Genomic DNA, 26,500 nt, shown 5'->3' on the forward strand with positions numbered 1-26,500 from the left:
CCACCTCCACGAAAGGCCCGTCAGCGATGATGAGACGACGTACCACCCTGCTCACCGGCTGCACCGCCCTCGCCCTCGCGCTCGGCGCCACCGCCTGCGGCGGCGGACCGGTCTCGGCCGGCGGCGGCGACAAGTCGCTCAGCGGCCAGACCGTCACCGTGGCCGGTGTCTGGTCCGGCAGCGAGCAGAAGAACTTCCAGAAGGTGCTGGACGCGTTCACCGCGAAGACCGGCGCCAAGACCCAGTTCGTGTCGACCGGCGACAACGTCTCCACCGTCGTCGGCAGCAAGATCGAGGGCGGCAACGCCCCCGACGTCGTGATGGTCCCGCAGGTCGGCGTCCTCGACCAGTTCGCGAAGAAGGGCTGGCTCAAGCCGCTCTCGCCGACCGCCGAGCAGACGATCACCGCCGGCTACGCGCCCGTGTGGAAGAAGTACGGCAGCGTCGACGGCACCCTGTACGGCCTCTACTTCAAGGCCGCCCACAAGTCGACCGTCTGGTACAGCCCCGCCGCGCTCGCCCAGGCCGGGGTCAAGCCGCCTAAGACGTACGACGAGATGCTGAAGGACGGGCACACCGTCTCCGACTCCGGGCTCGCCGCCTTCGCCGTCGGCGGTGAGGACGGCTGGACCCTCACCGACTGGTTCGAGAACATCTACCTCTCCCAGGCCGGACCCCAGAAGTACGACGCCCTCGCCGCCCACAAGCTCAAGTGGACCGACCCCTCCGTCGTCAAGGCGCTCACCACCCTCGGCAAGCTGTTCAAGGACAAGCAACTCCTCGCGGGCGGCCAGAAGGAGGCCCTGAACACCGACTTCCCCGGCTCGGTGGAGAAGGTGTTCGGGCCCAAGCCCGAGGCCGGCATGGTCTACGAGGGCGACTTCGTGGCCGGCGTCGCCCACGACCAGTTCGGCAGGACCATCGGCAAGGACGCGAACTTCTTCCCCTTCCCGGCGGTCGACGGCGGCACGGCACCGGTGGTCAGCGGCGGCGACGCGGCGGTCGTCCTCAAGGACGGCAAGAACGCCACGGCCGGCATGAAGCTCCTGGAGTACCTGGCCACCCCCGAGGCGGCGGCCGTGTGGGCGAAGGCCGGCGGCTTCCTGTCCCCGAACAAGAAGCTGGACCTCGCCTCGTACGGCGACGACGTCACCCGCGCCACCGCCAAGTCCCTCATCGACGCGGGCGACTCGGTCCGCTTCGACATGTCCGACCAGGCCCCCGCCGCGTTCGGCGGCACCAAGGGCGCGGGCGAGTGGAAGCTGCTCCAGGACTTCCTGCGCGACCCCTCGGACCCGAAGGGGACCGCGGCCCAGCTCGAAGCCGCGGCCGCCAAGGCCTACCAGAACTGAGCCGCAGCACCATGACCGCCACCACTCTTGTGAAACAGCAGGCGGGCCCGCGGGCCGCCGGCACGGCGCGCGGGCGCCGCGGCCGGCGGCGCGCCCGGCTGATCGCCCTGCTCTTCGTCTTCCCGGCGCTGCTCCTGCTCGGCGCGCTCGTCGTCTACCCCGTGCTGTTCTCCGTCGGCCGCAGCTTCTTCGACGCCTCCGGCAGCCGGTTCGTCGGCGCCGGCAACTACACGGAGATGTTCCGCGACCCGGCCACCCTGAAGGCCATCCGCAACACCGCCATCTGGGTGGTCGTGGCCCCGGCGCTGCTGACCGGTCTCGGCCTGATCCTGGCCGTGCTCGTGGAGAAGGTCCGCTGGGCCACGGCCTTCAAGCTGCTGCTCTTCATGCCGATGGCCGTGTCCTTCCTCGCCGCCGGCATCATCTTTCGCCTCGCCTACGACGAGGACCCGAACAAGGGCGTGCTGAACGCGGCCGTCGTCTCCGTCCACGACGCCTTCCAGGGCACGTCGGCGTACCCGACGGCCCGGGGGCGCGCGGGCCTGCTGACCGAGGACCGGGACGGCTCCTGGCGCACGACGGCCCGGGCGGGCCAGTCGGTGACCCTCCCCATGGTCGGCGTCCTGCCGGGGGACCTGCCGAAGAACGCCTCGCCCGCCTACCCGGCCGCCGCGCGCAGGGCCGCCCCCGGCGAACTGCGCGGAGTCGTCTACCTGGACTTCACTCCCGGCGGGGGCGGCAGACAGGGCAAGGTCGACCCGACGGAGAGCGGCCTGCCCGGCATGACGGTCCAGGCGGTGCGCGACGGGAGGACGGCCGGGAGCACGACCACCGCGGCCGACGGCTCCTTCCGCTTCTCGGGGCTGTCCGCCGGTTCGTACACGGTGAAGCTGCCGCAGTCCAACTTCGCCCAGCCCTACCAGGGCGTCTCCTGGCTCGGCCCGGCCCTCGTCACGCCGGCGATCATCGGCGCGTACCTGTGGATCTGGACGGGCTTCGCGATGGTGCTCATCGGCGCGGGGCTCTCCACCCTGCCCCGGGACGCGCTGGAGGCGGCCCGGATGGACGGCGCGAACGAGTGGCAGATCTTCCGCCGCATCACCGTCCCGCTGCTGGCCCCCGTGCTGACGGTCGTCTTCGTGACCCTCGTGATCAACGTGATGAAGGTCTTCGACCTCGTCTACATCATCGCGCCCGGGCCGGTGCAGGAGGACGCCACCGTCCTCGCGACCCAGATGTGGCTGGTGTCCTTCGGCGGCGGCAACAACCAGGGCCTCGGCAGCGCCCTCGGCGTCCTGCTCCTGCTTCTGGTGATCCCCGCGATGGTCTTCAACGTCCGCCGCTTCCGCAGCAGTCAACGATGAGGAGTCAGCGATGAACGTGATCAGACGCGGCCTGGGCAACGGTCTCGTCCAGGCGTTCCTGGTGGTGATCGGCCTGGTCTGGCTGACCCCGCTCGCGGGCCTCTTCGTGTCCTCCCTGCGGTCGGCGCAGGACACCGCGAAGGGCGGCTGGTGGACGGCCCTGACCAGCCCCGGGCAGCTGTCCTTCGACAACTACTCGGCGCTGCTGAAGAACTCCGGCATGACGCAGGCCTTCTGGAACACGGTCCTGATCTCGGTGCCGGCGACCACACTCGTGGTCGTCATCGCCGCCCTCGCCGGATACGCCTTCGCCTGGCTGGACTTCCCGCTCAGGGAGCCGCTCTTCCTGCTGGTGGTGGCCCTGTTGGTGGTGCCGGTGCAGATCGGCCTGCTGCCGGTGGCCAAACTCTTCGGCGCGCTGGGCCTGTTCGGCACGATCCCCGGGGTCGTCCTCTTCCACGTGGCGTACGGGCTGCCGTTCGCGGTGTTCCTGCTGCGCAACTACTTCGCGGAGATGCCGAAGGAGATGCTGGAGGCGGCCCGGATGGACGGCGGCAGCGAGTGGCGCATCTTCACCCGGCTGGTCCTGCCGGTCGGCCGCCCGGCGATCGCCTCGCTCGCCATCTTCCAGTTCCTGTGGGTCTGGAACGACATGCTGGTCGCGCTGCTCTTCGCCGACAGCTCCTCCCAGCCGCTGACCGTGGAACTCCAGTCCCAGATCCGGCAGTTCGGCAGCAACATCGACGTCCTGGCCCCGGGCGCGTTCCTCTCCCTGATCGTGCCGGTGGTGGTGTTCTTCGCGTTCCAGCGGCACTTCGTCCAGGGCGTGATGGCAGGATCCGTGAAATGAGGGGCGGCGGGGACCGAAGCCCCCGCCGCCCCTACGCACAAACGGTCTTCACGGTGACGACGGCGGATACAGCGACCGGGGGAGCTGCGAGGCCGCCGCGGCGTCCAGCAGCCACAGGGTGCGCTGCCGGCCGTACGCGCCCGCCGCCGGGGCCTGGATCTCGCCCGCGCCCGACAGGGCGATGGCCGCGGCCTCCGCCTTGTCCTCGCCGGCCGCGAGCAGCCACACCTCGCGGGCCGCGCGGATCGCGGGCAGGGTCAGGCTGATCCGGGTCGGCGGCGGCTTGGGCGCGCCGTGCACGCCGACCACCGTGCGCTCGGTCTCCCGTACGGCCGGCAGCTCCGGGAAGAGCGAGGCCACATGGGTGTCCGGGCCGACGCCCAGCATGAGCACGTCGAAGGTGGGCACCGAGCCGTGGTTCTCCGGCCCGGACGCCTTCGCCAGCTCCGCCGCGTACGCCTCCGCGGCCGCCTCGACGTCCGCGCCGAACGGGCCGTCGGAGGCGGGCATGGCGTGCACGCGTTCCGGGGCCAGCGGCACGGAGTCCAGCAGGGCCGCGCGGGCCTGCGTGATGTTGCGCTCGGGGTCGCCCTCGGGGAGGTAGCGCTCGTCGCCCCACCACAGGTCGAGCCGGCCCCAGTCGATGGCGTCCCGGGCCGGTGCCGCCGCCAGCGCGGCCAGCAGGCCGTTGCCGTTGCGGCCGCCGGTGAGGACCACGGACGCGGTGCCCCGGGAGGCTTGCGCGTCCACGATCTTCGTGATCAGGCGGGCCGCGGCGGCCTGCGCCATCAGTTCCTTGTCACGGTGGACGACCAGCTGCGGAGTGCTCACTTCGCCGCCGCCTTCCTCGCGGGAGTCTTCTTCGCGGTCCTGGCCGCCGCCTTCTTCGCGGGCGCCTTGGCCGCTTCCGCCACCGGCTCCGGCTCGGCCGCCGCGGGCTCTGGGGCCGGGTTCAGCCGCTCCACGCCGTAGCGCAGCGCCGACGCGTAGGTGTCGTCCGGGTCGAGCCGGCGCAGCTCCTCCGCGATCAGCTCGGCGGTCTCCCGCCGCTTCAGCGCCACCGCGCGGGCCGGCTGGCCCTCGATGGACAGCGTGGCCAGCGAGCCGTCCGCACGGTCCAGGACGATCGGGCCGCAGGTGGTCTCCATGCGCACGGCCGTCAGCCCCGGGCCGGACGACCGGGAGCGCTTGACGGGGACGTCCAGCCGGTCCGCCAGCCACATCGCCAGCAGCTCACAGCTCGGGTTGAACTCCTCGCCCTCCACCTCGATCGCCCGCACCTCGCAGGTGACCTGGTCCAGGGCGGCCGCGAGCATCGAGCGCCACGGCGTGATCCGGGTCCAGGACAGGTCGGTGTCGCCGGGCGTGTAGGCGTCGGCGCGGGCGGACAGCTCCCGCACCGGCTGCTCGGCGGCATAGGTGTCGGTCACCCGGCGCTGGGCGAGCGCGCCCAGCGGGTCCCCCGCCGGGTCCAGCGGAGCGTTCACCGGCCACCACACCACGACCGGGGCGTCCGGCAGCAGCAGCGGCAGCACGACCGAGTCGGCGTGGTCCACGACCTCGCCGTACAGCCGCAGTACGACCGTCTCGCCGGTGCCCGCGTCCGCGCCCACCCGCACCTCGGCGTCCAGCCGGGACGTCGTACGGTCACGGGGGGAGCGGGAGACCCGCCTGATGACCACGAGCGTGCGCGAGGGGTGCTCGCGCGACGCGTCGCCCGCGGCCTTGAGCGCGTCGTAGGCGTTCTCCTCGTCGGTGACGATGACGAGGGTCAGGACCATGCCGACGGCAGGGGTGCCGATGGCGCGGCGGCCCTGGACGAGCGCCTTGTTGATGTCGCCGGCGGTGGTGTCGGTCAGGTCTATCTTCATGGCCGGCGCCAGCTCCGTCCGTCTCGTGCGAGCATCTCGTCCGCCTCGGCGGGGCCCCAGGTGCCCGACGGGTACTGCGCGGGCCTGCCGTGCTTGTCCCAGTACACCTCGATCGGGTCGAGGATCTTCCAGGACAGCTCGACCTCCTCCGTGCGCGGGAAGAGGTTGGCGTCGCCCAGCAGCACGTCCAGGATCAGGCGCTCGTACGCCTCCGGGCTGGACTCCGTGAAGGACTCGCCGTAGGCGAAGTCCATGGAGACGTCCCGGATCTCCATCGAGGTGCCCGGCACCTTGGAGCCGAAGCGGACCGTGATGCCCTCGTCCGGCTGGACGCGGATGACGATCGCGTTCTGGCCCAGCTCCTCGGTCGCCGTGTGGTCGAAGGGGGAGTGCGGGGCCCGCTGGAAGACGACCGCGATCTCCGTCACACGGCGGCCGAGGCGCTTGCCGGTGCGCAGGTAGAAGGGGACGCCCGCCCAGCGGCGGTTGTCGATCTCCAGCTTGATCGCGGCGAAGGTGTCGGTCTTCGACTTCGGGTCGATGCCCTCCTCTTCGAGGTAGCCGATGACCTTCTCGCCGCCCTGCCAGCCGCCCGCGTACTGCCCGCGCACGGTGCTGCGGCCCAGGTCCTTCGGCAGCCGTACGGCGCCGAGCACCTTCTCCTTCTCGGCGGCCAGCGCGTCCGCGCCGAAGGAGGCGGGCTCCTCCATGGCCGTGAGGGCCATCAGCTGGAGCAGGTGGTTCTGGATGACGTCACGGGCGGCGCCGATGCCGTCGTAGTAGCCGGCCCGGCCGCCGATGCCGATGTCCTCGGCCATGGTGATCTGCACATGGTCCACGAAGGACCGGTTCCAGATCGGCTCGAACATCGTGTTGGCGAAGCGCAGGGCCAGGATGTTCTGGACGGTCTCCTTGCCGAGGTAGTGGTCGATCCGGAACACCTGGTCCGGCTCGAACACCTCGTGCACGACCTTGTTCAGTTCCTCGGCCGACTTCAGGTCGTGGCCGAACGGCTTCTCGATGACCGCGCGCCGCCAGGAACCGCCGGTCTGGTCTGCCAGCCCGTGCTTCTTCAGCTGCTGGATGACCACCGGGAAGGAGCGTGGCGGCACCGACAGGTAGAAGGCGAAGTTGCCGCCCGTGCCCTGGGCCTTGTCCAGTTCCTCGATGGTGGCGCGCAGCCGCTCGAAGGCGTCGTCGTCGTCGAAGGTGCCCTGGACGAAGCGCATCCCCTGGATGAGCTGCTGCCAGACCTCCTCACGGAACGGCGTACGGGCGTGCGCCTTGACGGCGTCGTGGACCTCGGCGGCGAAGTCCTCGTTCTCCCACTCGCGGCGGGCGAAGCCCACCAGCGAGAAGCCCGGCGGCAGCAGACCCCGGTTGGCGAGGTCGTACACCGCGGGCATCAGCTTCTTGCGCGACAGGTCGCCCGTGACGCCGAAGATCACCAGGCCCGACGGCCCCGCGATGCGCGGGAGCCGTCGGTCGGCGGGGTCACGAAGCGGGTTCGCTCCGGATCCGACGAGGGGTGACAAATCAGCCCTCCGAGGGGGCGAGGCGCTTGAGTTCCGCCTCGGTCGACTTCAGCAGGTCGTTCCAGGACGCCTCGAACTTCTCGACGCCCTCGTCCTCCAGCACCTGGACCACGTCGTCGTACGAGATCCCGAGCTTCTCGACCGCGTCGATGTCGGCGCGGGCCTGCTCGTAGGTGCCGGTGATCGTGTCGCCGGTGATCTCGCCGTGGTCCTCGGTGGCCTCCAGCGTGGCCTCCGGCATGGTGTTGACCGTGTTCGGCGCGACCAGGTCGGTGACGTACATCGTGTCCTGGTACGCCGGGTCCTTCACACCGGTCGACGCCCACAGCGGACGCTGCTTGCGGGCGCCCGCGTTCTCCAGCGCCTGCCAGCGGTCGGAGGAGAAGACTTCCTCGTACGCCTGGTAGGCGAGGCGCGCGTTGGCGACGGCGGCCTTGCCGCGCAGCGCCTTGGCCTCGTCGGTGCCGAGGGCGTCCAGGCGCTTGTCGATCTCGGTGTCCACGCGGGACACGAAGAACGACGCCACGGAACGGATGAGCGACAGGTCGAGGCCGCGCTCCTTCGCCTTCTCCAGGCCGGAGAGGTAGGCGTCCATGACCGCGCGGTAGCGCTCCAGCGAGAAGATCAGCGTGACGTTGACGCTGATGCCGAGGCCGATGACCTCGGTGATCGCCGGCAGACCCGCCTTGGTGGCCGGGATCTTGATGAGGGTGTTGGGGCGGTCCACCAGCCAGGCCAGCTGCTTGGCCTCGGCGACGGTCGCCTTGGTGTTGTGGGCGAGGCGCGGGTCGACCTCGATGGAGACCCGGCCGTCCTGGCCGTCCGTGGCGTCGAAGACCGGGCGCAGGATGTCGGCGGCGTCGCGGACGTCCGCCGTCGTGATCATGCGGATGGCCTCTTCGACGGTGACCTTGCGGGCGGCGAGGTCGGCGACCTGCTGCTGGTAGCCGTCGCCGCCGCTGATCGCCTTCTGGAAGATCGTCGGGTTGGTGGTGACGCCCACGACGTGCTGCTGGTCGATCAGCTCGGCGAGGTTGCCGGACGTGATCCGCTTGCGCGACAGGTCGTCCAGCCAGATCGCGACGCCTTCCTCGGAGAGGCGCTTGAGTGCGTCTGTCATGGAATTACATCTCCTACGTGTCGTATATGAGCGTCAGCGCTGGGCGGCGGCGAGGGATTCCCGGGCCTTGGCGGCCACGTTCTCGGCAGTGAAGCCGAACTCGCGGAAGAGCACCTTGCCGTCGGCGGAAGCACCGAAGTGCTCCAGGGAAACGATGCGGCCCGCGTCCCCGACGTACTTGTGCCACGTGAGACCGATACCCGCCTCGACCGACACACGTGCCTTGACGGACGGCGGCAGCACGGAGTCCCGGTACCCCTGGTCCTGCTCCTCGAACCACTCCACGGACGGCATCGACACGACGCGCGTCGGGATGCCCTCGGCCTGGAGCTGCTCACGCGCCTCGACGGCCACGTGCACCTCGGAACCGGTGGCGATCAGGATGACCTGTGCGTCGCCGCCCTCGGCGTCGAACAGCACGTAACCGCCGCGCGCGGCATCCTCGTTGGGCTCGTACGTCGGCACGCCCTGGCGGGTGAGGGCGAAGCCGTGCGGCTGGCCCTTGCCGAACTCCTTGGTGTAGCGCTTGAGGACCTCGCGCCAGGCGATGGCGGTCTCGTTGGCGTCGGCCGGGCGGACGACGTTCAGGCCAGGGATCGCGCGCAGCGAGGCCAGGTGCTCGACCGGCTGGTGGGTCGGGCCGTCCTCGCCGAGACCGATGGAGTCGTGCGTCCACACGTACGTCACCGGCAGATGCATCAGGGCCGACAGGCGCACCGCGTTGCGCATGTAGTCGGAGAAGACGAGGAACGTGCCGCCGTAGACACGGGTGTTGCCGTGCAGCGTGATGCCGTTCATCTCGGCGCCCATGGAGTGCTCACGGATGCCGAAGTGGATGGTGCGGCCGTAGGGGTTGGCCTCCGGCAGCGGGTTGCCCTCCGGCAGGAACGAGCTGTCCTTGTCGATGGTCGTGTTGTTCGACCCGGCGAGGTCGGCCGAGCCGCCCCACAGCTCCGGGATGACCGCGCCGAGCGCCTGCAGCACCTTGCCGGAGGCGGCACGCGTCGCGACGCCCTTGCCCGGCTCGAAGACGGGGAGCTTCTCCTCCCAGCCGGCGGGCAGCTCGCCCTTGCTGATCCGGTCGAACTCGGCGGCCCGCTCGGCGTTCTCGTCGCGCCACACCTGGAGCGACTTCTCCCACTCGGCCTTGGCCTGCGCACCGCGCTCCAGGGCCTTGCGGGTGTGGGCGATGACCTCGGGCGCGACCTCGAAGGACTGCTCCGGGTCGAAGCCGAGGACGCGCTTGGTGGCCGCGACCTCCTCCTCGCCCAGCGCCGAGCCGTGCGCGGCCTCGGTGTTCTGCGCGTTCGGGGCCGGCCAGGCGATGATCGAGCGCATCGCGATGAACGACGGCCGGTCGGTGACCGCCTTGGCCGCCTGGATCGCGGCGAAGATCGCCGCCGGGTCCAGGTCGCCGTTGTCCTGGGCCTCCACCCGCTGCACGTGCCAGCCGTAGGCCTCGTACCGCTTGACGGTGTCCTCGGAGACGGCCGTCTCGGTGTCGCCCTCGATCGAGATGTGGTTGTCGTCCCACAGCAGGATCAGGTTGCCGAGCTTCTGGTGGCCGGCCAGCGAGGACGCCTCGGCGGAGATGCCCTCCTGCAGGCAGCCGTCACCGGCGATGCAGTACACGAAGTGGTCGAAGGGGGACTCGCCCTGCGGCGCGTCCGGGTCGAACAGACCACGCTCGTAGCGGGCGGCCATCGCCATGCCCACCGCGTTGGCGACACCCTGGCCCAGCGGGCCGGTGGTGGTCTCCACACCCTTGGTGTGCCCGTACTCGGGGTGGCCGGGGGTCTTCGAGCCCCACGTCCTGAAGGCCTTCAGATCGTCCAGCTCCAGGCCGAAGCCGGCCAGGTAGAGCTGGGTGTAGAGGGTCAGGGACGAGTGGCCGGCGGACAGCACGAAGCGGTCGCGTCCTGCCCACTCGGGGTCGGCCGGGTCGTGCCGCATCACCTTCTGGAAGAGGGTGTACGCGGCCGGAGCCAGGCTCATCGCCGTACCGGGATGGCCGTTGCCGACCTTCTGTACGGCGTCTGCGGCCAGGACACGGGCGGTGTCGACGGCCCGCTGGTCCAGCTCGGTCCACTCGAGGTCTGTGGTGGTCGGCTTGGTGCTCACCCTGAGTCAGGGCTCCTCTCCACATGTCGGTCGCCGGTCTTCGGGGCGTGCGCCCACCCGGCCGCCGGCGTGCTTCTGCCCGCCGGCCGCTGACGAGCCTACCCCCGTGAGGACGTGCGTTTTTTCGCCTCATTCCAGACTGCCGGGACTCCGCGCGATCCGCCTCCCGACTGGCCGACACGGCATTTGGCACATGAATACGGAGCCGGTCATCTGAGCGCTCAATCGAGGGGTGCGTCACCTCTTATGGGGGCCTGTCCGGGGTCCGCTCACGAGGGGCCGCCAACACGACCCCACCCCCGCGAAGGCCGGGGTATGGGCAACGTCTAAAGTGGCGTGGTACGCGCGAGCCTTTACCGGTACTTCACACGGGAGAGGCTTGCTGGGATGTCTCTGTCAGGGGTGTGCGTGACGGCCGTCGAATCCCGTCCAGCGGGCTCGCTCGGTGCTGCGAGCCAGGGCCCGGTTCACCGGCCGTTCGGGGCCCGTGTCAAGGCGTTCGTGGCTCTGACGAAGCCGCGGATCATCGAGCTGCTGCTAATCACCACCGTTCCGGTGATGTTCCTGGCCCAGCGGGGCGTGCCGGACCTCAAACTGGTCCTGCTCACCTGCATCGGCGGGTACCTGTCCGCGGGCGGCGCCAACGCGCTGAACATGTACATCGACCGGGACATCGACGCCCTGATGGACCGCACCTCGCAGCGGCCCCTCGTCACCGGCATGGTCAGCCCGCCCGAGTGCCTGGCCTTCGGCATCACCCTCGCGGTCGTCTCGACGCTGCTGTTCGGGCTCACCGTCAACTGGCTGAGCGCCTGGCTCTCCCTCGGGGCGCTCCTCTTCTACGTCGTCGTCTACACGATGCTCCTCAAGCGGCGCACGTCGCAGAACATCGTGTGGGGCGGCATCGCCGGCTGCCTGCCGGTGCTGATCGGCTGGTCCTCCGTCACGGACTCGATGTCCTGGGCGCCGGTCATCCTCTTCCTCGTCATGTTCTTCTGGACACCGCCGCACTACTGGCCGCTGTCCATGAAGGTCAAGGAGGACTACGCGCGCGTGGGCGTGCCGATGCTCCCGGTGATCGCCTCCAACAAGGTCGTCGCCCGGCAGATCGTCATCTACAGCTGGGTGATGGTCGCGGTCTCCCTGCTCCTCACGCCGCTCGGCTACACCGGCTGGTTCTACACGGTGGTCGCCCTCGCGGCCGGCGGCTTCTGGCTCTGGGAGGCGCACGGCCTGCAGAACCGGGCGAAGGCCGAGGTGACGGGCGTGAAGCTCAAGGAGATGCGCCTCTTCCACTGGTCGATCACCTACGTGTCGATCCTCTTCGTCGCCGTCGCGGTGGACCCGTTCCTGCGCTGACGCCCCCGGAGTTCTTCCGACGGGAGGGTGCGTGGCCAAGGCCACGCACCTCCCGTCGCCGTTTGATCTACTCGTGGGTAGCATCCTGGCCATGGCAGACACGCAGCAGGTTGACGCGCGGGCCGAGCGCAAGGTGTCCCGGCTCGCCCACCAGATCAGCGCCTTCGCCAAGGCGCACGGCGGCGCCGAGGGCCAGGTGGCCTACATCGGCGAACGCGGCGCCCGGATCGTCCTCGTCGGCGAGGACGGCGGCTGGGGCGACCTGGTGGCCCCCACGTACGCCATCGCCGAGCAGGCGGTGCAGAAGGCCGGCATCACGGTCCACGAGTCCTTCGACGGCGAGTTCGCGGCGAAGGTGAAGACCGGGTCGTACGAGTGGAAGAGGATGGCCGGGATCCAGCTCGGGGGCTGAGCACCGCCGCCCGCCGAGCCGATCCGCGACCTCCGGCCCCGTTGCTCCGTTAGGACGTGTAAGGCAGCACACGTCCTCACGGGGAGTCCGGATGATCGAAACGCCGTCCCTGGTGGACCAGTACTGCCACGGAGTGCTCCGCACCGAGCTGGGCCTTGGCACCTTCGAGGCCCAACTCGCCCGCACCGAGGGCCCGCCGGCCCCCGGCACCACCCTCTTCGACACCCAGACGGGCTTCGCCGTACGGCGCTGGTGCCCGCCCCTGCTCGGCCTGGAACCCCACTGCCCGCCCGCGCGCTATCTGGCCCGGCGCCGGGAACTGGGCGTCCTGGAAGCGGACCGCAGGCTGCTGCGCGGCAGCGGCATCACGACGTACCTGGTCGACACCGGACTGCCCGGCGATCTCACCGGCCCCGCCGAGATGGCCTCCGCCGGGTTCGCCGAGGCCCACGAGATCATCCGGCTCGAGCTGCTCGCGGAACAGGTCGCCGACACCTCCGGCACCGTCGAGTCCTTCCTCTCCAACCTCGCCGAGTCGGTGCACGTCGCCGCCGCGAACGCCGTCGCCTTCACTTCCGTCGCGGGACTCCGGCACGGCCTCGCCCTCGCGCCGGAGCCGCCGGGGCCCGGTGAGGTGCGCGGCGCGGCGGGCCGCTGGCTGGCCGGGCGCCGGGTCGGCGGGGCGCTCACGGACCCCGTGCTGCTACGGCACCTGCTGTGGATCGCCGTCGCCTCCGGACTCCCGCTCCAGCTGCACGCGGGACTCGGCGAGCCGGGCTCCCGCATCGACCGTACGGACCCGGTGCTGCTCACCGACTTCGTGCGGGCCACGGCCGGACTCGGCACCGATCTGATCCTGCTGCACGGCTATCCGTACCACCGCCACGCCGCCCACCTGGCCGGGGTCTTCGCGCACGTCCACACCGACTCCGGCGCCGCACTCGTCCGCACCGGAGCCCGTGCCGCCACGGTCCTCGCCGAGATCCTGGAACTGGCCCCCTTCGGCAAGATCCTCTTCTCCACCGGCGCCCATGGCCTGCCCGAACTGCACGTCGTCGGCGCCCGGCTCTTCCGCGAGGCCCTCAGCCGTGTCCTGGGCACCTGGGTGGCCGAGGACGCCTGGTCCCTGGAGGACGCCCAGCGGGTGGCCCGGATGGTCGCGGCGGACAACGCGCGCCGGGTCTACGGGCTGGGGTGAGCAGGCCGGACGCCGCTCACCACGCACGGCGCCGAGGCGGCTCAGGCGCGCGTGCCCACCGTCACCTCGGCGGCCGGCCCCGGCAGGTCCACGACGGTCTCGGGGCGTTCGCGCAGGGACAGCAGGATGCGCAGGACGCCGGTCCACACCAGGCACGAACCCAGCATGTGCAGGCCGACGAGCATCTCGGGCAGGTGGGTGAAGTACTGGACGTAGCCGATGACGCCCTGAGCGAGCAGGATCACGAACAGGTCCCGCGTCCGCTCCAGCGGGCCCTTGGGGGCGTCGACCGCCTTGAGGACGAACCACAGGGCGAAGGTGAGCGTCACCACGATCCAGGCGAGCACGGCGTGCAGCTTGGCGACCGTCTCCCAGTCGATCGGGATGCGCTTGACGTCGCTGGAGTCGCCCGCGTGCGGGCCCGCACCGGTGACGACCGTGCCGGCCGCGATCAGCACCGCGGAGGCGGCGACGAGGAACCACACCAGCTGCTGCACCGCCTTGCCGACCAGCGGCCGGGGCGCGCCGTCGCCCTCGCGGGTGCGCTGCCACATCACCACGGCGACCGTGATCAGCGCCGTGGCCAGCAGGAAGTGGGCCGCGACCGTGTACGGGTTCAGGCCGACGAGCACCACGATGCCACCCAGCACCGCGTTGCCCATCACCAGCCAGAACTGCGCCCAGCCCAGCCGGGTCAGGCTGCGCCGGTACGGCTTCTCGGAGCGTACGGCGATGATCGCCCAGCCGACCGCGGCGCACAGCACGTACGTCAGCATGCGATTGCCGAACTCGATGGCGCTGTGATAGCTCAGCGCGGTCGTCGGCGTCAGCGATCCGTCGGTGCACTCGGGCCAGGTCGGGCAGCCGAGGCCCGAGCCGGTCAGGCGCACGGCACCGCCGGTGACCACGATGACCACCGACATGACGAGCGCGGCGAGGGCCGCCCGCTGCACGGTCCGGGGCTCCGGAGTCCAGCGTTCGGCGATGAAGGCGAGCGGGTTGCGCAGGGCGGCTACGGCGTCGGCGCGGGTCAGCTTTGGCACGCGCACCATGGTAGGCCGCCGCTTGTGCACACTTTCACGAGGGTCCGCCATCCCCTCACTCCCAGCGGAAGAACCGTCCGGCCGCGGCCAGTGCGACGACCGCCCACGCGGCCAGGATCCCCAGGTCGCCCCACGGCATCCCGGCCCCGTGCTGGAGCACGTCCCGCAGCCCGCCCGACAGCGCCGAGATCGGCAGCAGCCCGAGGACGTGCTGCCCGGCCGGGCCGAACTTGTCCAGCGGGACGATGACCCCGCCGCCGACGAGCAGCAGCAGGAAGACCAGGTTGGCCGCGGCCAGCGTCGCCTCCGCCTTCAGGGTGCCCGCCATCAGCAGCCCGAGCCCGGAGAACGCGGCCGTGCCGAGGATCAGCAGGAGCAGGACGGCGAGCACGCTCGTGAACGTCCCGGCGCCGTGCGGGTGCCAGCCCAGCGCGAACGCGATCACCGTCAGCAGGATGACCTGGAGGACCTCCGTGACCAGCACGGACGCCGTCTTCGCGGTCATCAGGCCCCAGCGGGGCAGCGGCGAGGAGGCGAGCCGCTTGAGCACGCCGTAGCGGCGTTCGAAGCCGGTCGCGATGGCCTGCCCGGTGAACGCCGTCGACATCACGGCGAGGGCCAGGATGCCGGGAGTGAGGAAGTCGACCGCCTTGCCCTTGCCGGTGTCGACGATGTCGACGGAGCTGAAGAGCACCAGCAGCAGGGTCGGGATGACCACCGTGAGCAGCAGCTGCTCGCCGTTGCGCAGCAGCATCCTGGTCTCGAGCGCCGCCTGCGCCCCGATCATGCGGGGCAGCGGCGCCGCACCCGGCTTGGGGGTGTACGTACCCGTGGCGGTGGTCATGAGCGCAGCTCCTTGCCGGTCAGCTCGAGAAAGACGTCCTCCAGCGTGTGCCGCTCGACCGAGATCCGGTCGGGCATCACGCCGTGCTGGGCGCACCACGAGGTGACCGTGGCCAGCAGCTGCGGGTCGACCTTGCCGACGACCCGGTAGGCGCCCGGGGTCAGCTCGGCGGCCGTGCAGCCGTCCGGGAGCGCCTTGAGCAGGGAGCCGACGTCGAGGCCGGGGCGGCCGGTGAAGCGCAGGGTGTTCTCGGCGCCGCCCTTGCACAGCTCCTCCGGGGAGCCCTGGGCGATGACCTTGCCGCCGTCGATGATCGCCACGTCGTCGGCGAGCTGTTCGGCCTCTTCCATGTAGTGGGTGGTGAGGATCACCGAGACGCCGTCAGCGCGCAGGTCCTTCACCAGGTCCCAGGTGGCCCGGCGGGCCTGTGGGTCGAGGCCGGCCGTCGGCTCGTCCAGGAACACCAGCTCCGGGCGGCCGACGACGGCCATGGCGAGCGCGAGCCGCTGCTGCTGGCCGCCGGAGAGCCGGCGGTAGCTCGTCCGCCCGCAGCTGCCGAGCCCCAGGCGCTCGATCAGCGCGTCCACGTCCAGCGGATGCGCGTGCAGCCTGGCCACGTGCCACAGCATCTCGTCGGCCCGGGCACCGGAATACACGCCCCCGGACTGGAGCATCACACCGATACGGGGGCGCAGCTCGGCGGACTGCCGCACCGGGTCGAGGCCCAGGACGCGCACCGTGCCGGAATCCGGCTTCCGGTACCCCTCGCAGGTCTCGACCGTGGTCGTCTTCCCCGCACCGTTGGGACCCAGGACGGCGGTCACGCCCGCCCCGGCCACCAGGTCGAGGCCCTCCACCGCGGTCTTCGTGCCGTACCGCTTCACCAGGGCCTGGACCTGGACCACAGGGTCACTTCGCATGGATCCAGAGTCTAGGGAGAGCGCGGGGCGCTCCGGAGCCGGGGTGCTAGATCTCCTCCGCACGGGGACGGTGCAGCGGCAGCCAGCGTTCGGCGTAGGCCACCGCGTCCGCCACCGGGAACAGCCGTGCCTGCGCCGCGCCCACCCTGCCCCGTACGACGTCCCGGTCCCGTTCGAAGTCGTGGCCCAGCTCGTCGAACCGGTCGGAGGTGATCGAGATCTCGGTCACGGATTCCCAGCCGCCGCCCGGAGCGGGCCGCCCGACCTGCACGAGGGGCGAAGGTATCCGGTACTCGGCCAGGTGGAAGCTGGTGCAGGCGCCGTAGCCCGCGCCCAGCAGCAGGACCCGGGCGCCGAGCCTCTCCAGCCGGGCCAGCGGGCTTCGCTCGCCGAGCCGGCAGTCGGGCGCGTGGCCGTCGGTGATCTCGCGCGCGTGCGGGCCGACGGCGGCGAAGGAGGTCTGCGGGTGGGCGCTGCGCAGCGCGCCGGGCCAGGTCCGCACGGTCTCCGGGATCACGCCGACCCCGCGGGTGGGGGTGATCAGCGGGTCGTAGCCGGGCATGGTGGCCCGGATCCGGTCCCACCACTCCTCGGGCACGGGCGGGTTCGTCCACGCGGCCGGGTCGGACAGGTCGCCGGACTGGGCCGGGACGACCAGGGTGCCCTCCGGGCCGAGGGCGTCGAGGAGACCCTGGACGACGGCGACCGCGCCTCCGTTGACCCATCCGAGCGAGCTGAGCGAGGAGTGCGCGAGGAGGATCTCACCGGTCCTCACCCCCAGCAGCCGCAGCTGTGTGGCGATGGTGTCCCGGGTGACAAGTGGGCCGGTCGGAGGGGGTGCGGGCATGATTCGGGAGTCTTCCGGACGGGTCCGCGCGGTGCCACCGAATTGGCCGTGCGGCCTTTCCCGGATGATCGATCAAAGATCATTTCCGCAGGTCACGTTAGGTATGCCTAAGTGATGCAGGGCACCGTCCGATGATCCGGAGGGCGCTTGTCAGGCTCCGCCGAATTACGCAACAATGGCGTTGTGAAAAACGTCGGCGAGGCTCCGGAGGCCCCCCTGGGGGCCCCGCAGGAGGAACTCGCGACCGGTGAGCGCTCCACGCGCAACCGCGTCGCGCGGTCCATCCTGGACCACGGCCCGTCGACCGTCGCCGAGCTGGCCGGCCGGCTGGGGCTGACCCAGGCCGCCGTCCGGCGCCACCTGGACGCCCTGGTGGCCGACGACGTCGTGGAGGCGCGCGAACAGCGGGTGTACGGCACGCGCACGCGCGGCCGCCCCGCGAAGGTCTTCGCGCTCACCGACTGCGGCCGGGACGCCTTCGACCAGTCGTACGACAAGCTCGCCGCCGACGCCCTGCGCTGGATCGCCGAACAGGGCGGCGGCCCCGAGGCGGTCGCCGCCTTCGCCCGCGCCCGGATCACCGCGCAGGCAGGCGCCTACCGCAAGGCGATCGAGGCCGTCACGCCGGACAAGCGTGCCGAAGCCCTGGCCAAGGCCTTGAGCGTGGACGGGTACGCTGCTACGGCGCGCAGCGCACCGGTCGGCGAGCAGCTGTGCCAGCACCACTGCCCGGTCGCCCATGTCGCGGAGCAGTTCCCGCAGCTCTGTGAGGCGGAGACGGAGATCTTCGCCGAGCTGCTCGGAACACACGTCCAGCGACTGGCGACCATCGCGCACGGCGACGGCGTCTGCACGACGTTCATCCCCAAGATTTCCACTGACGCACCTGCAAGCACGGCCGGGAGGAACCCCGCATGACTCTCCCCACGGAGACTGCCCACCCTGAGCTCGAGGGCCTGGGCAAGTACGAATACGGCTGGGCCGACTCCGACGTGGCCGGTGCGTCCGCGCGCCGTGGCCTGAACGACGAGGTCGTCCGGGACATCTCGGACAAGAAGTCCGAGCCGGAGTGGATGACCAAGCTCCGCCTCAAGGGCCTGAAGCTGTTCGAGAAGAAGCCCATGCCGAACTGGGGCTCGGACCTGTCGGGCATCGACTTCGACAACATCAAGTACTTCGTGCGCTCCACGGAGAAGCAGGCGGAGTCCTGGGAGGACCTGCCCGAGGACATCAAGAACACCTACGACAAGCTGGGCATCCCGGAGGCCGAGAAGCAGCGCCTCGTCGCCGGTGTCGCCGCCCAGTACGAGTCGGAGGTCGTCTACCACCAGATCCGCGAGGACCTGGAGGAGCAGGGCGTCATCTTCCTCGACACCGACACCGCGCTCAAGGAGCACCCGGAACTCTTCAAGGAGTACTTCGGGACCGTCATCCCCGCCGGTGACAACAAGTTCGCAGCCCTGAACACCGCCGTGTGGTCGGGCGGCTCCTTCATCTACGTCCCGAAGGGCGTCCACGTCGAGATCCCGCTCCAGGCCTACTTCCGTATCAACACGGAGAACATGGGCCAGTTCGAGCGGACCCTGATCATCGTCGACGAGGGTGCCTACGTGCACTACGTCGAGGGCTGTACGGCCCCGATCTACAAGTCGGACTCGCTGCACTCCGCGGTCGTCGAGATCATCGTCAAGAAGAACGCCCGCTGCCGCTACACGACCATCCAGAACTGGTCGAACAACGTCTACAACCTGGTCACCAAGCGCGCCGTGGCCTACGAGGGCGCGACCATGGAGTGGATCGACGGCAACATCGGCTCCAAGGTGACGATGAAGTACCCGGCCGTCTACCTGATGGGCGAGCACGCCAAGGGCGAGACCCTGTCCATCGCCTTCGCGGGCGAGGGCCAGCACCAGGACGCCGGCTCCAAGATGGTCCACATGGCGCCGAACACGTCCTCCAACATCGTCTCCAAGTCCGTGGCGCGCGGTGGCGGTCGTACGTCCTACCGCGGTCTGGTCGAGATCGGTGAGGGCGCCGCCGGATCCAAGTCGAACGTGCTGTGCGACGCGCTGCTCGTCGACACCATCTCCCGCTCCGACACGTACCCGTACGTGGACGTCCGCGAGGACGACGTGTCCATGGGCCACGAGGCGACCGTCTCCAAGGTCTCCGAGGACCAGCTCTTCTACCTGATGAGCCGCGGTCTGAGCGAGTTCGAGGCGATGGCGATGATCGTGCGCGGCTTCGTCGAGCCGATCGCCAAGGAACTGCCCATGGAGTACGCCCTCGAACTCAACCGGCTGATCGAGCTCCAGATGGAAGGCGCGGTCGGCTAAGCCCCTGCCGCCGTTCCCATCAAGCCCTTACGTAAGAAAGCGAGCAGACCGACAGCCATGGCTGAGGCTCAGAACATCCCGGTGGGCTCCACCACCGCCGGCCAGATCGCGGTGGCCGCCGAGTCGACCGTCGCCACGCGCATGAGCGCGCCTCCGTCCTTCGACGTCGCGGACTTCCCGGTCCCGCACGGCCGTGAGGAGGAGTGGCGGTTCACCCCGCTGGAGCGGCTGCGCGGGCTGCACGACGGCACCGCCGTGGCGAACGGCGACGGCGTGAAGGTCGACGTCCAGGCCCCCGAGGGCGTGAGCGTCGAGACCGTCGGCCGCGACGACGCCCGGATCGGCAAGGCGGGCACCCCGGTGGACCGCGTCGCCGCGCAGGCGTACTCCGCCTTCGAGAAGGCCTCCGTCGTGACCGTCCCGAAGGAGACCGTCCTCGCCGAGCCGATCCGCATCGCGGTGCACGGCCAGGGCGGCACCGCCTTCGGCCACCAGGTGATCGAGCTGGGCGCCTTCGCCGAGGCCGTCGTGGTCATCGACCACACCGGTGACGCGGTGCTCGCCGCCAACGTCGACTACGTCCTCGGTGACGGCGCCAAGCTGACCGTCGTCTCCGTCCAGGACTGGGACGACAAGGCCGTCCACATCGCCCAGCACAACGCGCTGGTCGGCCGGGACGCCTCCTTCAAGTCGGTGGTCGTCACCTTCGGCGGTGACGTGGTCCGCCTGCACCCGCGCGTCGAGTACGCGGGCCCCGGCGGCGAGGCCGAGCTGTTCGGCCTGTACTTCACCGACGCCGGGCAGCACCAGGAGCACCGCCTGCTGGTCACCCACAACACCCCGCACTGCAAGTCGAACGTCGTCTACAAGGGCGCGCTGCAGGGCGACGACGCGCACGCGGTGTGGATCGGCGACGTGCTCATCGAGGCCAAGGCCGAGGGCACCGACACGTACGAGATGAACCGGAACCTGGTCCTGACGGACGGCGCCCGGGTCGACTCCGTGCCGAACCTGGAGATCGAGACCGGCGAGATCGTCGGTGCCGGCCACGCCTCCGCCACCGGCCGCTTCGACGACGAGCAGCTCTTCTACCTGATGGCCCGCGGCATCCCGGAGCACGAAGCCCGCCGCCTGGTGGTCCGCGGCTTCTTCGCCGAGCTGGTCCAGCAGATCGGTGTCGCCGACATCGAGGAGCGCCTGCTCGCCAAGATCGAGGAGGAGCTGGAGGCGTCCGTCGCATGACGACCTTCGTACGCGCCTGCGGGCTGAGCGAGCTGGAGGAGGACACCCCGAAGCGGGTGGAACTCGACGGCACGCCGGTCTCGGTCGTGAAGACCGAGGGCGAGGTGTTCGCGATCTACGACATCTGCTCCCACGCGAACGTCTCCCTCTCCGAGGGCGAGGTGGAGGACTGCCAGATCGAGTGCTGGCTGCACGGCTCCTCCTTCGACCTGCGCACCGGCAAACCGTCCGGCCTCCCGGCCACGCGTCCCGTCCCCGTATACCCCGTAAAGATCGAAGGGGACGACGTTCTCGTCTCCCTCACCCAGGAGTCCTGAGGCACCCATGGCAACGCTTGAAATCCGAGACCTGCACGTCACCGTCGAGGCCGACAACGCCACGAAGGAGATCCTCAAGGGCGTCGACCTCACCGTGAAGCAGGGCGAGACGCACGCCATCATGGGCCCCAACGGCTCCGGCAAGTCGACCCTCGCCTACTCGCTCGCGGGTCACCCGAAGTACACGATCACCGAGGGCACCGTGCTGCTCGACGGCGAGGACGTCCTGGAGATGTCCGTCGACGAGCGCGCCCGCGCGGGCCTGTTCCTGGCGATGCAGTACCCGGTCGAGGTCCCCGGCGTCTCGGTCTCCAACTTCCTGCGCACCTCCGCCACCGCCGTCCGCGGCGAGGCCCCCAAGCTGCGCACCTGGGTGAAGGAGGTCAAGGAGGCCATGGAGCGCCTCAACATGGACCCGTCCTTCGCCGAGCGCAACGTCAACGAGGGCTTCTCCGGCGGTGAGAAGAAGCGCCACGAGATCCTCCAGCTCGAGCTGCTCAAGCCGAAGGTCGCGATCCTGGACGAGACCGACTCGGGCCTCGACGTCGACGCGCTGCGCATCGTCTCCGAGGGTGTCAACCGCGTCCGCGAGACCGGCGAGGTCGGCACCCTGCTGATCACGCACTACACGCGCATCCTGCGCTACATCAAGCCCGATTTCGTCCACGTCTTCTCCGGCGGCCGGATCGTCGAGTCCGGCGGTGCCGAACTCGCCGACAAGCTGGAGGACGAGGGCTACGAGGCATACACGAAGGGTGGCGTATCCGCGTGACACAGCTGCCGGGCCTCCTCGACACCGAGGCGCTGCGCAAGGACTTCCCGATCCTGGACCGAGTGCTCCACGATGGCAAGAAGCTCGTGTACCTGGACAACGCGGCGACCTCGCAGACGCCGCGTCAGGTCCTCGACGTGCTCTCCGAGTACTACGAACAGCACAACGCCAACGTCCACCGCGGTGTGCATGTGCTCGCCGAGGAGGCCACGGCGCTGTACGAGGGCGCGCGCGACAAGGTCGCCGAGTTCATCAACGCGCCGAGCCGCGACGAGGTGATCTTCACCAAGAACGCCTCCGAGTCGCTGAACCTCGTGGCGAACATGCTGGGCTGGGCCGAGGAGCCCTACCGCGTGGACCACGAGACCGAGATCGTCATCACGGAGATGGAGCACCACTCCAACATCGTGCCGTGGCAGCTGCTCGCGCAGCGCACGGGCGCGAAGCTGAAGTGGTTCGGCCTCACCGACGACGGCCGGCTCGACCTGTCCAACATCGACGAGGTCATCACGGAGAAGACGAAGATCGTCTCCTTCGTGCTGGTGTCGAACATCCTGGGCACGGTCAACCCGGTCGAGGCGATCATCCGCCGGGCCCAGGAGGTCGGTGCGCTGGTCTGCATCGACGCCTCGCAGGCCGCCCCGCACATGCCGCTGGACGTGCAGGCCCTGCAGGCCGACTTCGTGGCCTTCACCGGCCACAAGATGTGCGGCCCGACCGGCATCGGTGTGCTCTGGGGCCGCCAGGAACTGCTGGAGGACCTGCCCCCCTTCCTGGGCGGCGGCGAGATGATCGAGACGGTCTCGATGCACTCCTCGACGTACGCCCCGGCGCCGCACAAGTTCGAGGCGGGCACGCCCCCGATCGCGCAGGCGGTCGGCCTCGGCGCGGCGATCGACTACCTGCAGTCGATCGGCATGGACAAGATCCTCGCCCATGAGCACGCGCTGACCGAGTACGCGGTCCAGCGTCTGCAGAAGGTCCCGGATCTGAAGATCATCGGCCCGACCACGGCCGAGGACCGGGGCGCCGCGATCTCCTTCACGCTGGGCGACATCCACCCGCACGACGTGGGCCAGGTCCTGGACGAGCAGGGCATAGCGGTCCGCGTCGGCCACCACTGCGCCCGTCCCGTCTGCCTGCGCTACGGAATTCCTGCGACCACGCGAGCGTCGTTCTATCTGTACTCCACGCCGGCCGAGATCGACGCACTGGTCGACGGCCTGGAGCACGTACGGAACTTCTTCGGCTGAGGGGCGTGCTGAAACGGTGAAGCTGGATTCGATGTACCAGGAAGTCATCCTGGACCACTACAAGAACCCGCACGGGCGTGGTCTGAGGGATGGCGACGCCGAGGTGCACCACGTGAACCCGACCTGCGGCGACGAGATCACCCTCCGAGTGAAGTACGACGGCACGAGAATCGAGGACGTCAGCTACGAGGGCCAGGGCTGTTCCATCAGCCAGGCCAGCGCCTCCGTCCTCAACGACCTGCTGGTCGGCAAGGAGCTGACCGACGCGCAGAAGATCCAGGAGACCTTCCTGGAGCTGATGCAGTCCAAGGGCAGGATCGAGCCGGACGACGCGATGGAGGAGGTGCTGGAGGACGCGGTCGCGTTCGCCGGTGTCTCCAAGTACCCCGCGCGGGTCAAGTGCGCCCTCCTGAGCTGGATGGCGTGGAAGGACGCGACGGCCCAGGCGCTGGGTGGCGCCGAAGCCGAAAGGAAGACCGCATGAGCGACACCCTCGAGATGAAGCCGGCCTCGGAGGAGGAACTCCGCGAGGCCCTGATGGACGTGGTCGACCCCGAGCTGGGCATCGACGTCGTCAACCTCGGCCTGATCTACGGCATCCACATCGACGAGTCCAACATCGCGACCGTCGACATGACCCTGACCTCGGCGGCCTGCCCGCTGACCGACGTCATCGAGGACCAGGCCAAGTCCGCCACGGACGGCCTGGTCAGCGAGCTGCGCATCAACTGGGTCTGGATGCCGCCGTGGGGTCCGGACAAGATCACGGATGACGGCCGCGAGCAGCTGCGGGCGCTGGGGTTCAACGTCTGACACCACCGCGTGCGTGAAACGGCGGCACCCGATGCGGGTGCCGCCGTTCTCTCATGTGTTCAGGCCAGTGCGTCCACGAGCAGGAACGCCGAGTCGGCCCGGTACAGATCGCTGTTCTGGTACGGGTCCAGCTTCAGCTGGAAGTTCTGGTGGCGCAGGAAGCGGCCGGGGTAGTTGACCGACTCCAGCATGGTCGCCCCGCCGAGGGGCGAGGGGCGGGGACAGAAGGTGGCGTCCTCGCGGAACAGCCCGGTGCCGTCGTCGTGTTCGGCGCGCAGCAGGAAGTTCCGGTGACGGAGGTAGCCGCCGTCGGCCGTGGCGAAGGAGTAACAGCCGCTGTCCGCAAGGCCCTTGACGACGGTGAAGCGCGCGGCGCGGCGGTCGGCCGGCGAGCTGACCGGGTCGAGCTTCACGTAGTCACCGCTGAGGTGCCAGTAGCGGTCCGGGTAGTTGACGGAGCGGACGGAGATGCCGCTCGCCGCCGGATCCGGTGTGCTCCGCGAACTTCCCTGGCTTGCCGGTGAGTTGGCGGGGGAGGGCTTCGCTGCGGCCGAGGGGGAGGAGAGCGCCCGCGGGGTCGTCCGCGTCATGGCGCTCCTGCCGTCCGCGGGAGCGGGCGTACTCCCCGACGGGGAGGCGAAGGAGAGCAGGCCGGGGCCGTGGTCCGTGGGGCCCGCGGCCGCCTCCGGGGTGGCTTCGGTCCTCGGGGGCCTGTCGTTCACGGCCAGGGCGGTGACGCAGGCGGCGACCGTCGCGAGGGCCAGCGCACCGGCCAGCCAGAGTCTTCGGGTGCCGGGGGGCCGGGAGGCGTCGGCACTCCAGCCGGTCTCCCAGGGATGGGGGGTGTGGTCGGGCATGAGCCCGCACATTAGTGGCCCGAGGGCCTCCAGCGAGCGGTTTCTATGAAAGTGAAACTTTCTAGTTGTGTACGCCCGTACGCATCCGTTGTGTACGCTCGTACGCATGGGATACCTCTTGCTCGTCGGCGCCATAGCCGCCGAGGTCGCCGCGACGACGGCGATGAAGTTCAGCGCGGGTTTCAGCCGGCCCGGGCCCTCGCTCGTGACGGCGCTCGGGTACGTCGTCTCCTTCGCGCTGCTCGCCCAGACGCTGAAGACCGTGCAGATCGGCACCGCGTACGCGATCTGGTCCGGGGTGGGCACCGCGACCATCGCCGTCCTCGGGCTGCTGCTGTTCGGCGAGGGGCTGAACGCCACCAAGGTCGCCGGGATCCTGCTGATCATCGGGGGAGTCGTGGTGCTGAACCTGGGCGGGGCGAGTCACTGATGCCCCGGCGCTACGACCCCGAGCGGCGGCAGCGGATCATCGACGCCGCGATCCGCGTGGCCGGCCGGGACGGCATCGCCGGGCTGAGCCACCGCTCCGTCGCCGCCGAGGCGGACGTCCCGCTCGGCTCCACGACGTACCACTTCGCCACCCTCGAAGAGCTGATGGTGGCCGCGCTGCGGCAGGCGAACGAGGGCTTCGGGCGGGTGCTCGCCGAGCGGCTGCCGGAAGGCGGCCAGGAGGACCTGGCCGCGGAGCTGGCCGGCGTGCTCGGTGACTGGCTCGGCGGCGAGCGCACCGGCGTGGAGCTGGAGTACGAGCTGTATCTGGCCGCGCTGCGCCGGCCCGCGCTGCGGCCCGTCGCCGCCGAGTGGACCGAGGCCGCCGCCGCGCTGCTCGCCCGGCGCACCGATCCGGTCACGGCCCGGGCGCTCGTCGCGCTCATGGACGGCATCTGTCTCCAGGTGCTGCTGACGGGCGGTTCCTACGACGAGGAGTACGCGCGCACCGCGCTCGCCCGTCTGATCCCCTGAAGCCGCGCCCGGCACGTGAGACGGCCCGGCACCGGTTCGCCTCCGCGACCCGGCTCACGTTAGGTTTTGGTACATGACCGACACTGCTTCCCGCACCACCGGCGCCGTCGCCGCCGGCCTCGCCACGATCGCCTCCGACGGCACCGTCCTCGACACCTGGTTCCCGGCCCCCGAGCTGGTCGAGCAGCCGGGCCCGGCCGGCACCGAGCGGCTGACCGCCGAGCGGGCGGCCGAGCTGCTGGGCGACGGCGCGACCAAGGCGGTCGGCCCGGACGCCCGCCGGGGCGTCGAGGTGGTCGCGGTCCGCACGGTCATCGCCTCGCTGGACGAGAAGCCGATCGACGCGCACGACACCTACCTGCGCCTGCACCTGCTCTCGCACCGCCTGGTCAAGCCGCACGGCCAGAGCCTGGACGGCATCTTCGGCCACCTCGCCAACGTCGCCTGGACCTCGCTCGGCCCGGTCGCCGTGGACGACATCGAGAAGGTGCGCCTGAACGCCCGTGCCGAGGGCCTGCACCTGCAGGTCACCTCGGTCGACAAGTTCCCGCGCATGACGGACTACGTCGCCCCGAAGGGCGTCCGCATCGCCGACGCCGACCGGGTCCGCCTCGGCGCGCACCTGGCCGAGGGCACCACGGTCATGCACGAGGGCTTCGTCAACTTCAACGCCGGCACGCTCGGCACCTCGATGGTCGAGGGCCGCATCTCCGCCGGTGTCGTGGTCGGCAACGGCTCGGACATCGGCGGCGGCGCCTCCACCATGGGCACCCTGTCCGGCGGCGGCAACGTGATCATCTCCATCGGCGAGCGCTGCCTGATCGGCGCCGAGGCGGGCGTCGGCATCGCGCTCGGCGACGAGTGCGTGGTCGAGGCCGGTCTCTACGTCACCGCCGGCACCCGGGTCACCATGCCCGACGGGCAGATCGTCAAGGCCCGCGAGCTCAACGGCGCCTCCAACATCCTCTTCCGCCGCAACTCGGTCACCGGCGTCGTCGAGGCCCGCCCGAACAACGCGGTCTGGGGCGGCCTGAACGACATCCTGCACAGCCACAACTGACGCACGCCACCTGGCGAAAGGGCCCTTCACCGCGCGGTGGAGGGCCCTTCC

Annotated in this window: 27 protein-coding genes; 17 read left to right on the forward strand and 10 right to left on the reverse strand. The window is 70.3% G+C overall.

The window, feature by feature from the left end:
• Positions 1–26 precede the first annotated feature (26 nt).
• The 3 genes from A6P39_RS31165 to A6P39_RS31175 are packed head-to-tail and all read left to right on the forward strand — an operon-like array spanning position 27 to position 3,566.
• Positions 27–1,352 carry an ABC transporter substrate-binding protein gene (locus A6P39_RS31165; protein ID WP_067048548.1) on the forward strand — a complete coding sequence of 442 codons (1,326 nt, stop codon included), beginning with the start codon at positions 27–29 and terminating at the stop codon, positions 1,350–1,352.
• Between the two features lie 11 nt (positions 1,353–1,363).
• Entirely contained in the window at positions 1,364–2,716 is a 1,353-nt protein-coding gene (locus tag A6P39_RS31170; RefSeq protein WP_067048551.1) for an ABC transporter permease, read from the forward strand.
• Between the two features lie 10 nt (positions 2,717–2,726).
• Positions 2,727–3,566: a carbohydrate ABC transporter permease gene (locus A6P39_RS31175; RefSeq protein ID WP_067048554.1), complete on the forward strand. Its 840-nt coding sequence runs from the start codon at positions 2,727–2,729 to the stop codon at positions 3,564–3,566.
• 48 nt (positions 3,567–3,614) lie between these two features.
• Here the strand turns inward: A6P39_RS31175 and pgl are convergent, their stop codons facing one another.
• From pgl to tkt, 5 genes are read right to left on the reverse strand one after another with little or no spacing between them, the layout of a single operon-like run.
• Positions 3,615–4,397, reverse strand: coding sequence for a 6-phosphogluconolactonase (pgl, locus tag A6P39_RS31180; protein WP_067048557.1), 783 nt, complete (start codon positions 4,395–4,397; stop codon positions 3,615–3,617).
• Positions 4,394–5,437, reverse strand: coding sequence for a glucose-6-phosphate dehydrogenase assembly protein OpcA (gene opcA / locus A6P39_RS31185; protein WP_067048560.1), 1,044 nt, complete (start codon positions 5,435–5,437; stop codon positions 4,394–4,396). The genes pgl and opcA overlap by 4 nt, the downstream gene beginning before the upstream one ends.
• The gene (gene zwf, locus A6P39_RS31190; protein ID WP_067048563.1) at positions 5,434–6,972 is read right to left on the reverse strand and encodes a glucose-6-phosphate dehydrogenase; all 1,539 of its coding nucleotides are present in this window, start codon (positions 6,970–6,972) and stop codon (positions 5,434–5,436) included. The genes opcA and zwf overlap by 4 nt, the downstream gene beginning before the upstream one ends.
• A 1-nt stretch (position 6,973) precedes the next feature.
• Positions 6,974–8,092 carry a transaldolase gene (gene tal, locus A6P39_RS31195; RefSeq protein WP_067048566.1) on the reverse strand — a complete coding sequence of 373 codons (1,119 nt, stop codon included), beginning with the start codon at positions 8,090–8,092 and terminating at the stop codon, positions 6,974–6,976.
• A 33-nt stretch (positions 8,093–8,125) separates the two neighbouring features.
• On the reverse strand, positions 8,126–10,213 hold the full coding sequence (gene tkt / locus A6P39_RS31200) for a transketolase (RefSeq protein ID WP_067048569.1): 2,088 nt from the start codon (positions 10,211–10,213) through the stop codon (positions 8,126–8,128).
• A 402-nt stretch (positions 10,214–10,615) separates the two neighbouring features.
• On the opposite strand from tkt, the gene A6P39_RS31205 reads away from it, so the two are divergent.
• The 3 genes from A6P39_RS31205 (at position 10,616) to A6P39_RS31215 (ending at position 13,182) form a co-directional block, all read left to right on the forward strand.
• Entirely contained in the window at positions 10,616–11,572 is a 957-nt protein-coding gene (locus tag A6P39_RS31205; protein WP_067048572.1) for a heme o synthase, read from the forward strand.
• Positions 11,573–11,663: 91 nt separating this feature from the next.
• Positions 11,664–11,984, forward strand: a complete 321-nt coding sequence (locus tag A6P39_RS31210) for a hypothetical protein (protein WP_067048973.1) — start codon at positions 11,664–11,666, stop codon at positions 11,982–11,984.
• Between the two features lie 91 nt (positions 11,985–12,075).
• The gene (locus A6P39_RS31215) at positions 12,076–13,182 is read left to right on the forward strand and encodes an amidohydrolase family protein (RefSeq protein WP_067048575.1); all 1,107 of its coding nucleotides are present in this window, start codon (positions 12,076–12,078) and stop codon (positions 13,180–13,182) included.
• 41 nt (positions 13,183–13,223) lie between these two features.
• On the opposite strand, the gene A6P39_RS31220 is transcribed toward A6P39_RS31215, so the two are convergent.
• Genes A6P39_RS31220 through A6P39_RS31235 form a run of 4 tightly spaced genes read right to left on the reverse strand, consistent with a single transcriptional unit; the run spans position 13,224 to position 16,836 of the window.
• The gene (locus tag A6P39_RS31220) at positions 13,224–14,234 is read right to left on the reverse strand and encodes a COX15/CtaA family protein (protein ID WP_067048578.1); all 1,011 of its coding nucleotides are present in this window, start codon (positions 14,232–14,234) and stop codon (positions 13,224–13,226) included.
• Positions 14,235–14,280: 46 nt separating this feature from the next.
• Complete coding sequence (locus A6P39_RS31225) at positions 14,281–15,069, reverse strand: ABC transporter permease (RefSeq protein WP_067048581.1); 789 nt, start codon at positions 15,067–15,069, stop codon at positions 14,281–14,283.
• On the reverse strand, positions 15,066–15,989 hold the full coding sequence (locus A6P39_RS31230) for an ABC transporter ATP-binding protein (protein WP_067048583.1): 924 nt from the start codon (positions 15,987–15,989) through the stop codon (positions 15,066–15,068). The genes A6P39_RS31225 and A6P39_RS31230 overlap by 4 nt, the downstream gene beginning before the upstream one ends.
• A gap of 46 nt (positions 15,990–16,035) precedes the next feature.
• Positions 16,036–16,836: an aminoglycoside N(3)-acetyltransferase gene (locus tag A6P39_RS31235; protein WP_067048587.1), complete on the reverse strand. Its 801-nt coding sequence runs from the start codon at positions 16,834–16,836 to the stop codon at positions 16,036–16,038.
• A 183-nt stretch (positions 16,837–17,019) separates the two neighbouring features.
• Between A6P39_RS31235 and A6P39_RS31240 the strand changes: the two genes are divergently transcribed.
• From A6P39_RS31240 to A6P39_RS31275, 8 genes are read left to right on the forward strand one after another with little or no spacing between them, the layout of a single operon-like run.
• Positions 17,020–17,754, forward strand: a complete 735-nt coding sequence (locus A6P39_RS31240; RefSeq protein WP_067048590.1) for a helix-turn-helix transcriptional regulator — start codon at positions 17,020–17,022, stop codon at positions 17,752–17,754.
• On the forward strand, positions 17,751–19,172 hold the full coding sequence (gene sufB / locus A6P39_RS31245) for a Fe-S cluster assembly protein SufB (RefSeq protein WP_067048593.1): 1,422 nt from the start codon (positions 17,751–17,753) through the stop codon (positions 19,170–19,172). Before A6P39_RS31240 ends, sufB begins: the two co-directional genes overlap by 4 nt.
• A gap of 57 nt (positions 19,173–19,229) precedes the next feature.
• Positions 19,230–20,414 (forward strand): Fe-S cluster assembly protein SufD, encoded by a 1,185-nt coding sequence (gene sufD, locus A6P39_RS31250; protein WP_067048596.1) that lies wholly within the window; start codon positions 19,230–19,232, stop codon positions 20,412–20,414.
• Entirely contained in the window at positions 20,411–20,731 is a 321-nt protein-coding gene (locus A6P39_RS31255; protein ID WP_067048599.1) for a non-heme iron oxygenase ferredoxin subunit, read from the forward strand. The genes sufD and A6P39_RS31255 overlap by 4 nt, the downstream gene beginning before the upstream one ends.
• A 7-nt stretch (positions 20,732–20,738) precedes the next feature.
• On the forward strand, positions 20,739–21,503 hold the full coding sequence (sufC, locus tag A6P39_RS31260) for a Fe-S cluster assembly ATPase SufC (RefSeq protein ID WP_067048602.1): 765 nt from the start codon (positions 20,739–20,741) through the stop codon (positions 21,501–21,503).
• Positions 21,500–22,756 carry a cysteine desulfurase gene (locus tag A6P39_RS31265; RefSeq protein WP_067048605.1) on the forward strand — a complete coding sequence of 419 codons (1,257 nt, stop codon included), beginning with the start codon at positions 21,500–21,502 and terminating at the stop codon, positions 22,754–22,756. Before sufC ends, A6P39_RS31265 begins: the two co-directional genes overlap by 4 nt.
• A 16-nt stretch (positions 22,757–22,772) precedes the next feature.
• A complete protein-coding gene (gene sufU / locus A6P39_RS31270; protein WP_067048608.1) occupies positions 22,773–23,240 on the forward strand; it encodes a Fe-S cluster assembly sulfur transfer protein SufU in 468 nt (155 codons plus the stop codon).
• The gene (locus tag A6P39_RS31275; RefSeq protein ID WP_067048611.1) at positions 23,237–23,569 is read left to right on the forward strand and encodes a metal-sulfur cluster assembly factor; all 333 of its coding nucleotides are present in this window, start codon (positions 23,237–23,239) and stop codon (positions 23,567–23,569) included. Before sufU ends, A6P39_RS31275 begins: the two co-directional genes overlap by 4 nt.
• A 59-nt stretch (positions 23,570–23,628) precedes the next feature.
• Here the strand turns inward: A6P39_RS31275 and A6P39_RS31280 are convergent, their stop codons facing one another.
• A complete protein-coding gene (locus A6P39_RS31280; RefSeq protein WP_067048976.1) occupies positions 23,629–24,426 on the reverse strand; it encodes an AbfB domain-containing protein in 798 nt (265 codons plus the stop codon).
• A 106-nt stretch (positions 24,427–24,532) separates the two neighbouring features.
• On the opposite strand from A6P39_RS31280, the gene A6P39_RS31285 reads away from it, so the two are divergent.
• The 3 genes from A6P39_RS31285 to dapD all read left to right on the forward strand — a co-directional run bounded on the left by A6P39_RS31285 (position 24,533) and on the right by dapD (position 26,449).
• Positions 24,533–24,856 carry a DMT family transporter gene (locus A6P39_RS31285; RefSeq protein WP_067048614.1) on the forward strand — a complete coding sequence of 108 codons (324 nt, stop codon included), beginning with the start codon at positions 24,533–24,535 and terminating at the stop codon, positions 24,854–24,856.
• Positions 24,856–25,389, forward strand: coding sequence for a TetR/AcrR family transcriptional regulator (locus tag A6P39_RS31290; protein ID WP_067048617.1), 534 nt, complete (start codon positions 24,856–24,858; stop codon positions 25,387–25,389). The genes A6P39_RS31285 and A6P39_RS31290 overlap by 1 nt, the downstream gene beginning before the upstream one ends.
• 73 nt (positions 25,390–25,462) lie before the next feature.
• Positions 25,463–26,449, forward strand: a complete 987-nt coding sequence (gene dapD, locus A6P39_RS31295) for a 2,3,4,5-tetrahydropyridine-2,6-dicarboxylate N-succinyltransferase (RefSeq protein ID WP_067048620.1) — start codon at positions 25,463–25,465, stop codon at positions 26,447–26,449.
• The last annotated feature ends 51 nt before the right edge of the window (positions 26,450–26,500 follow it).

The organism is Streptomyces sp. FXJ1.172, from assembly GCF_001636945.3.
In the GTDB taxonomy this organism is placed as follows: Bacteria; Actinomycetota; Actinomycetes; order Streptomycetales; family Streptomycetaceae; genus Streptomyces.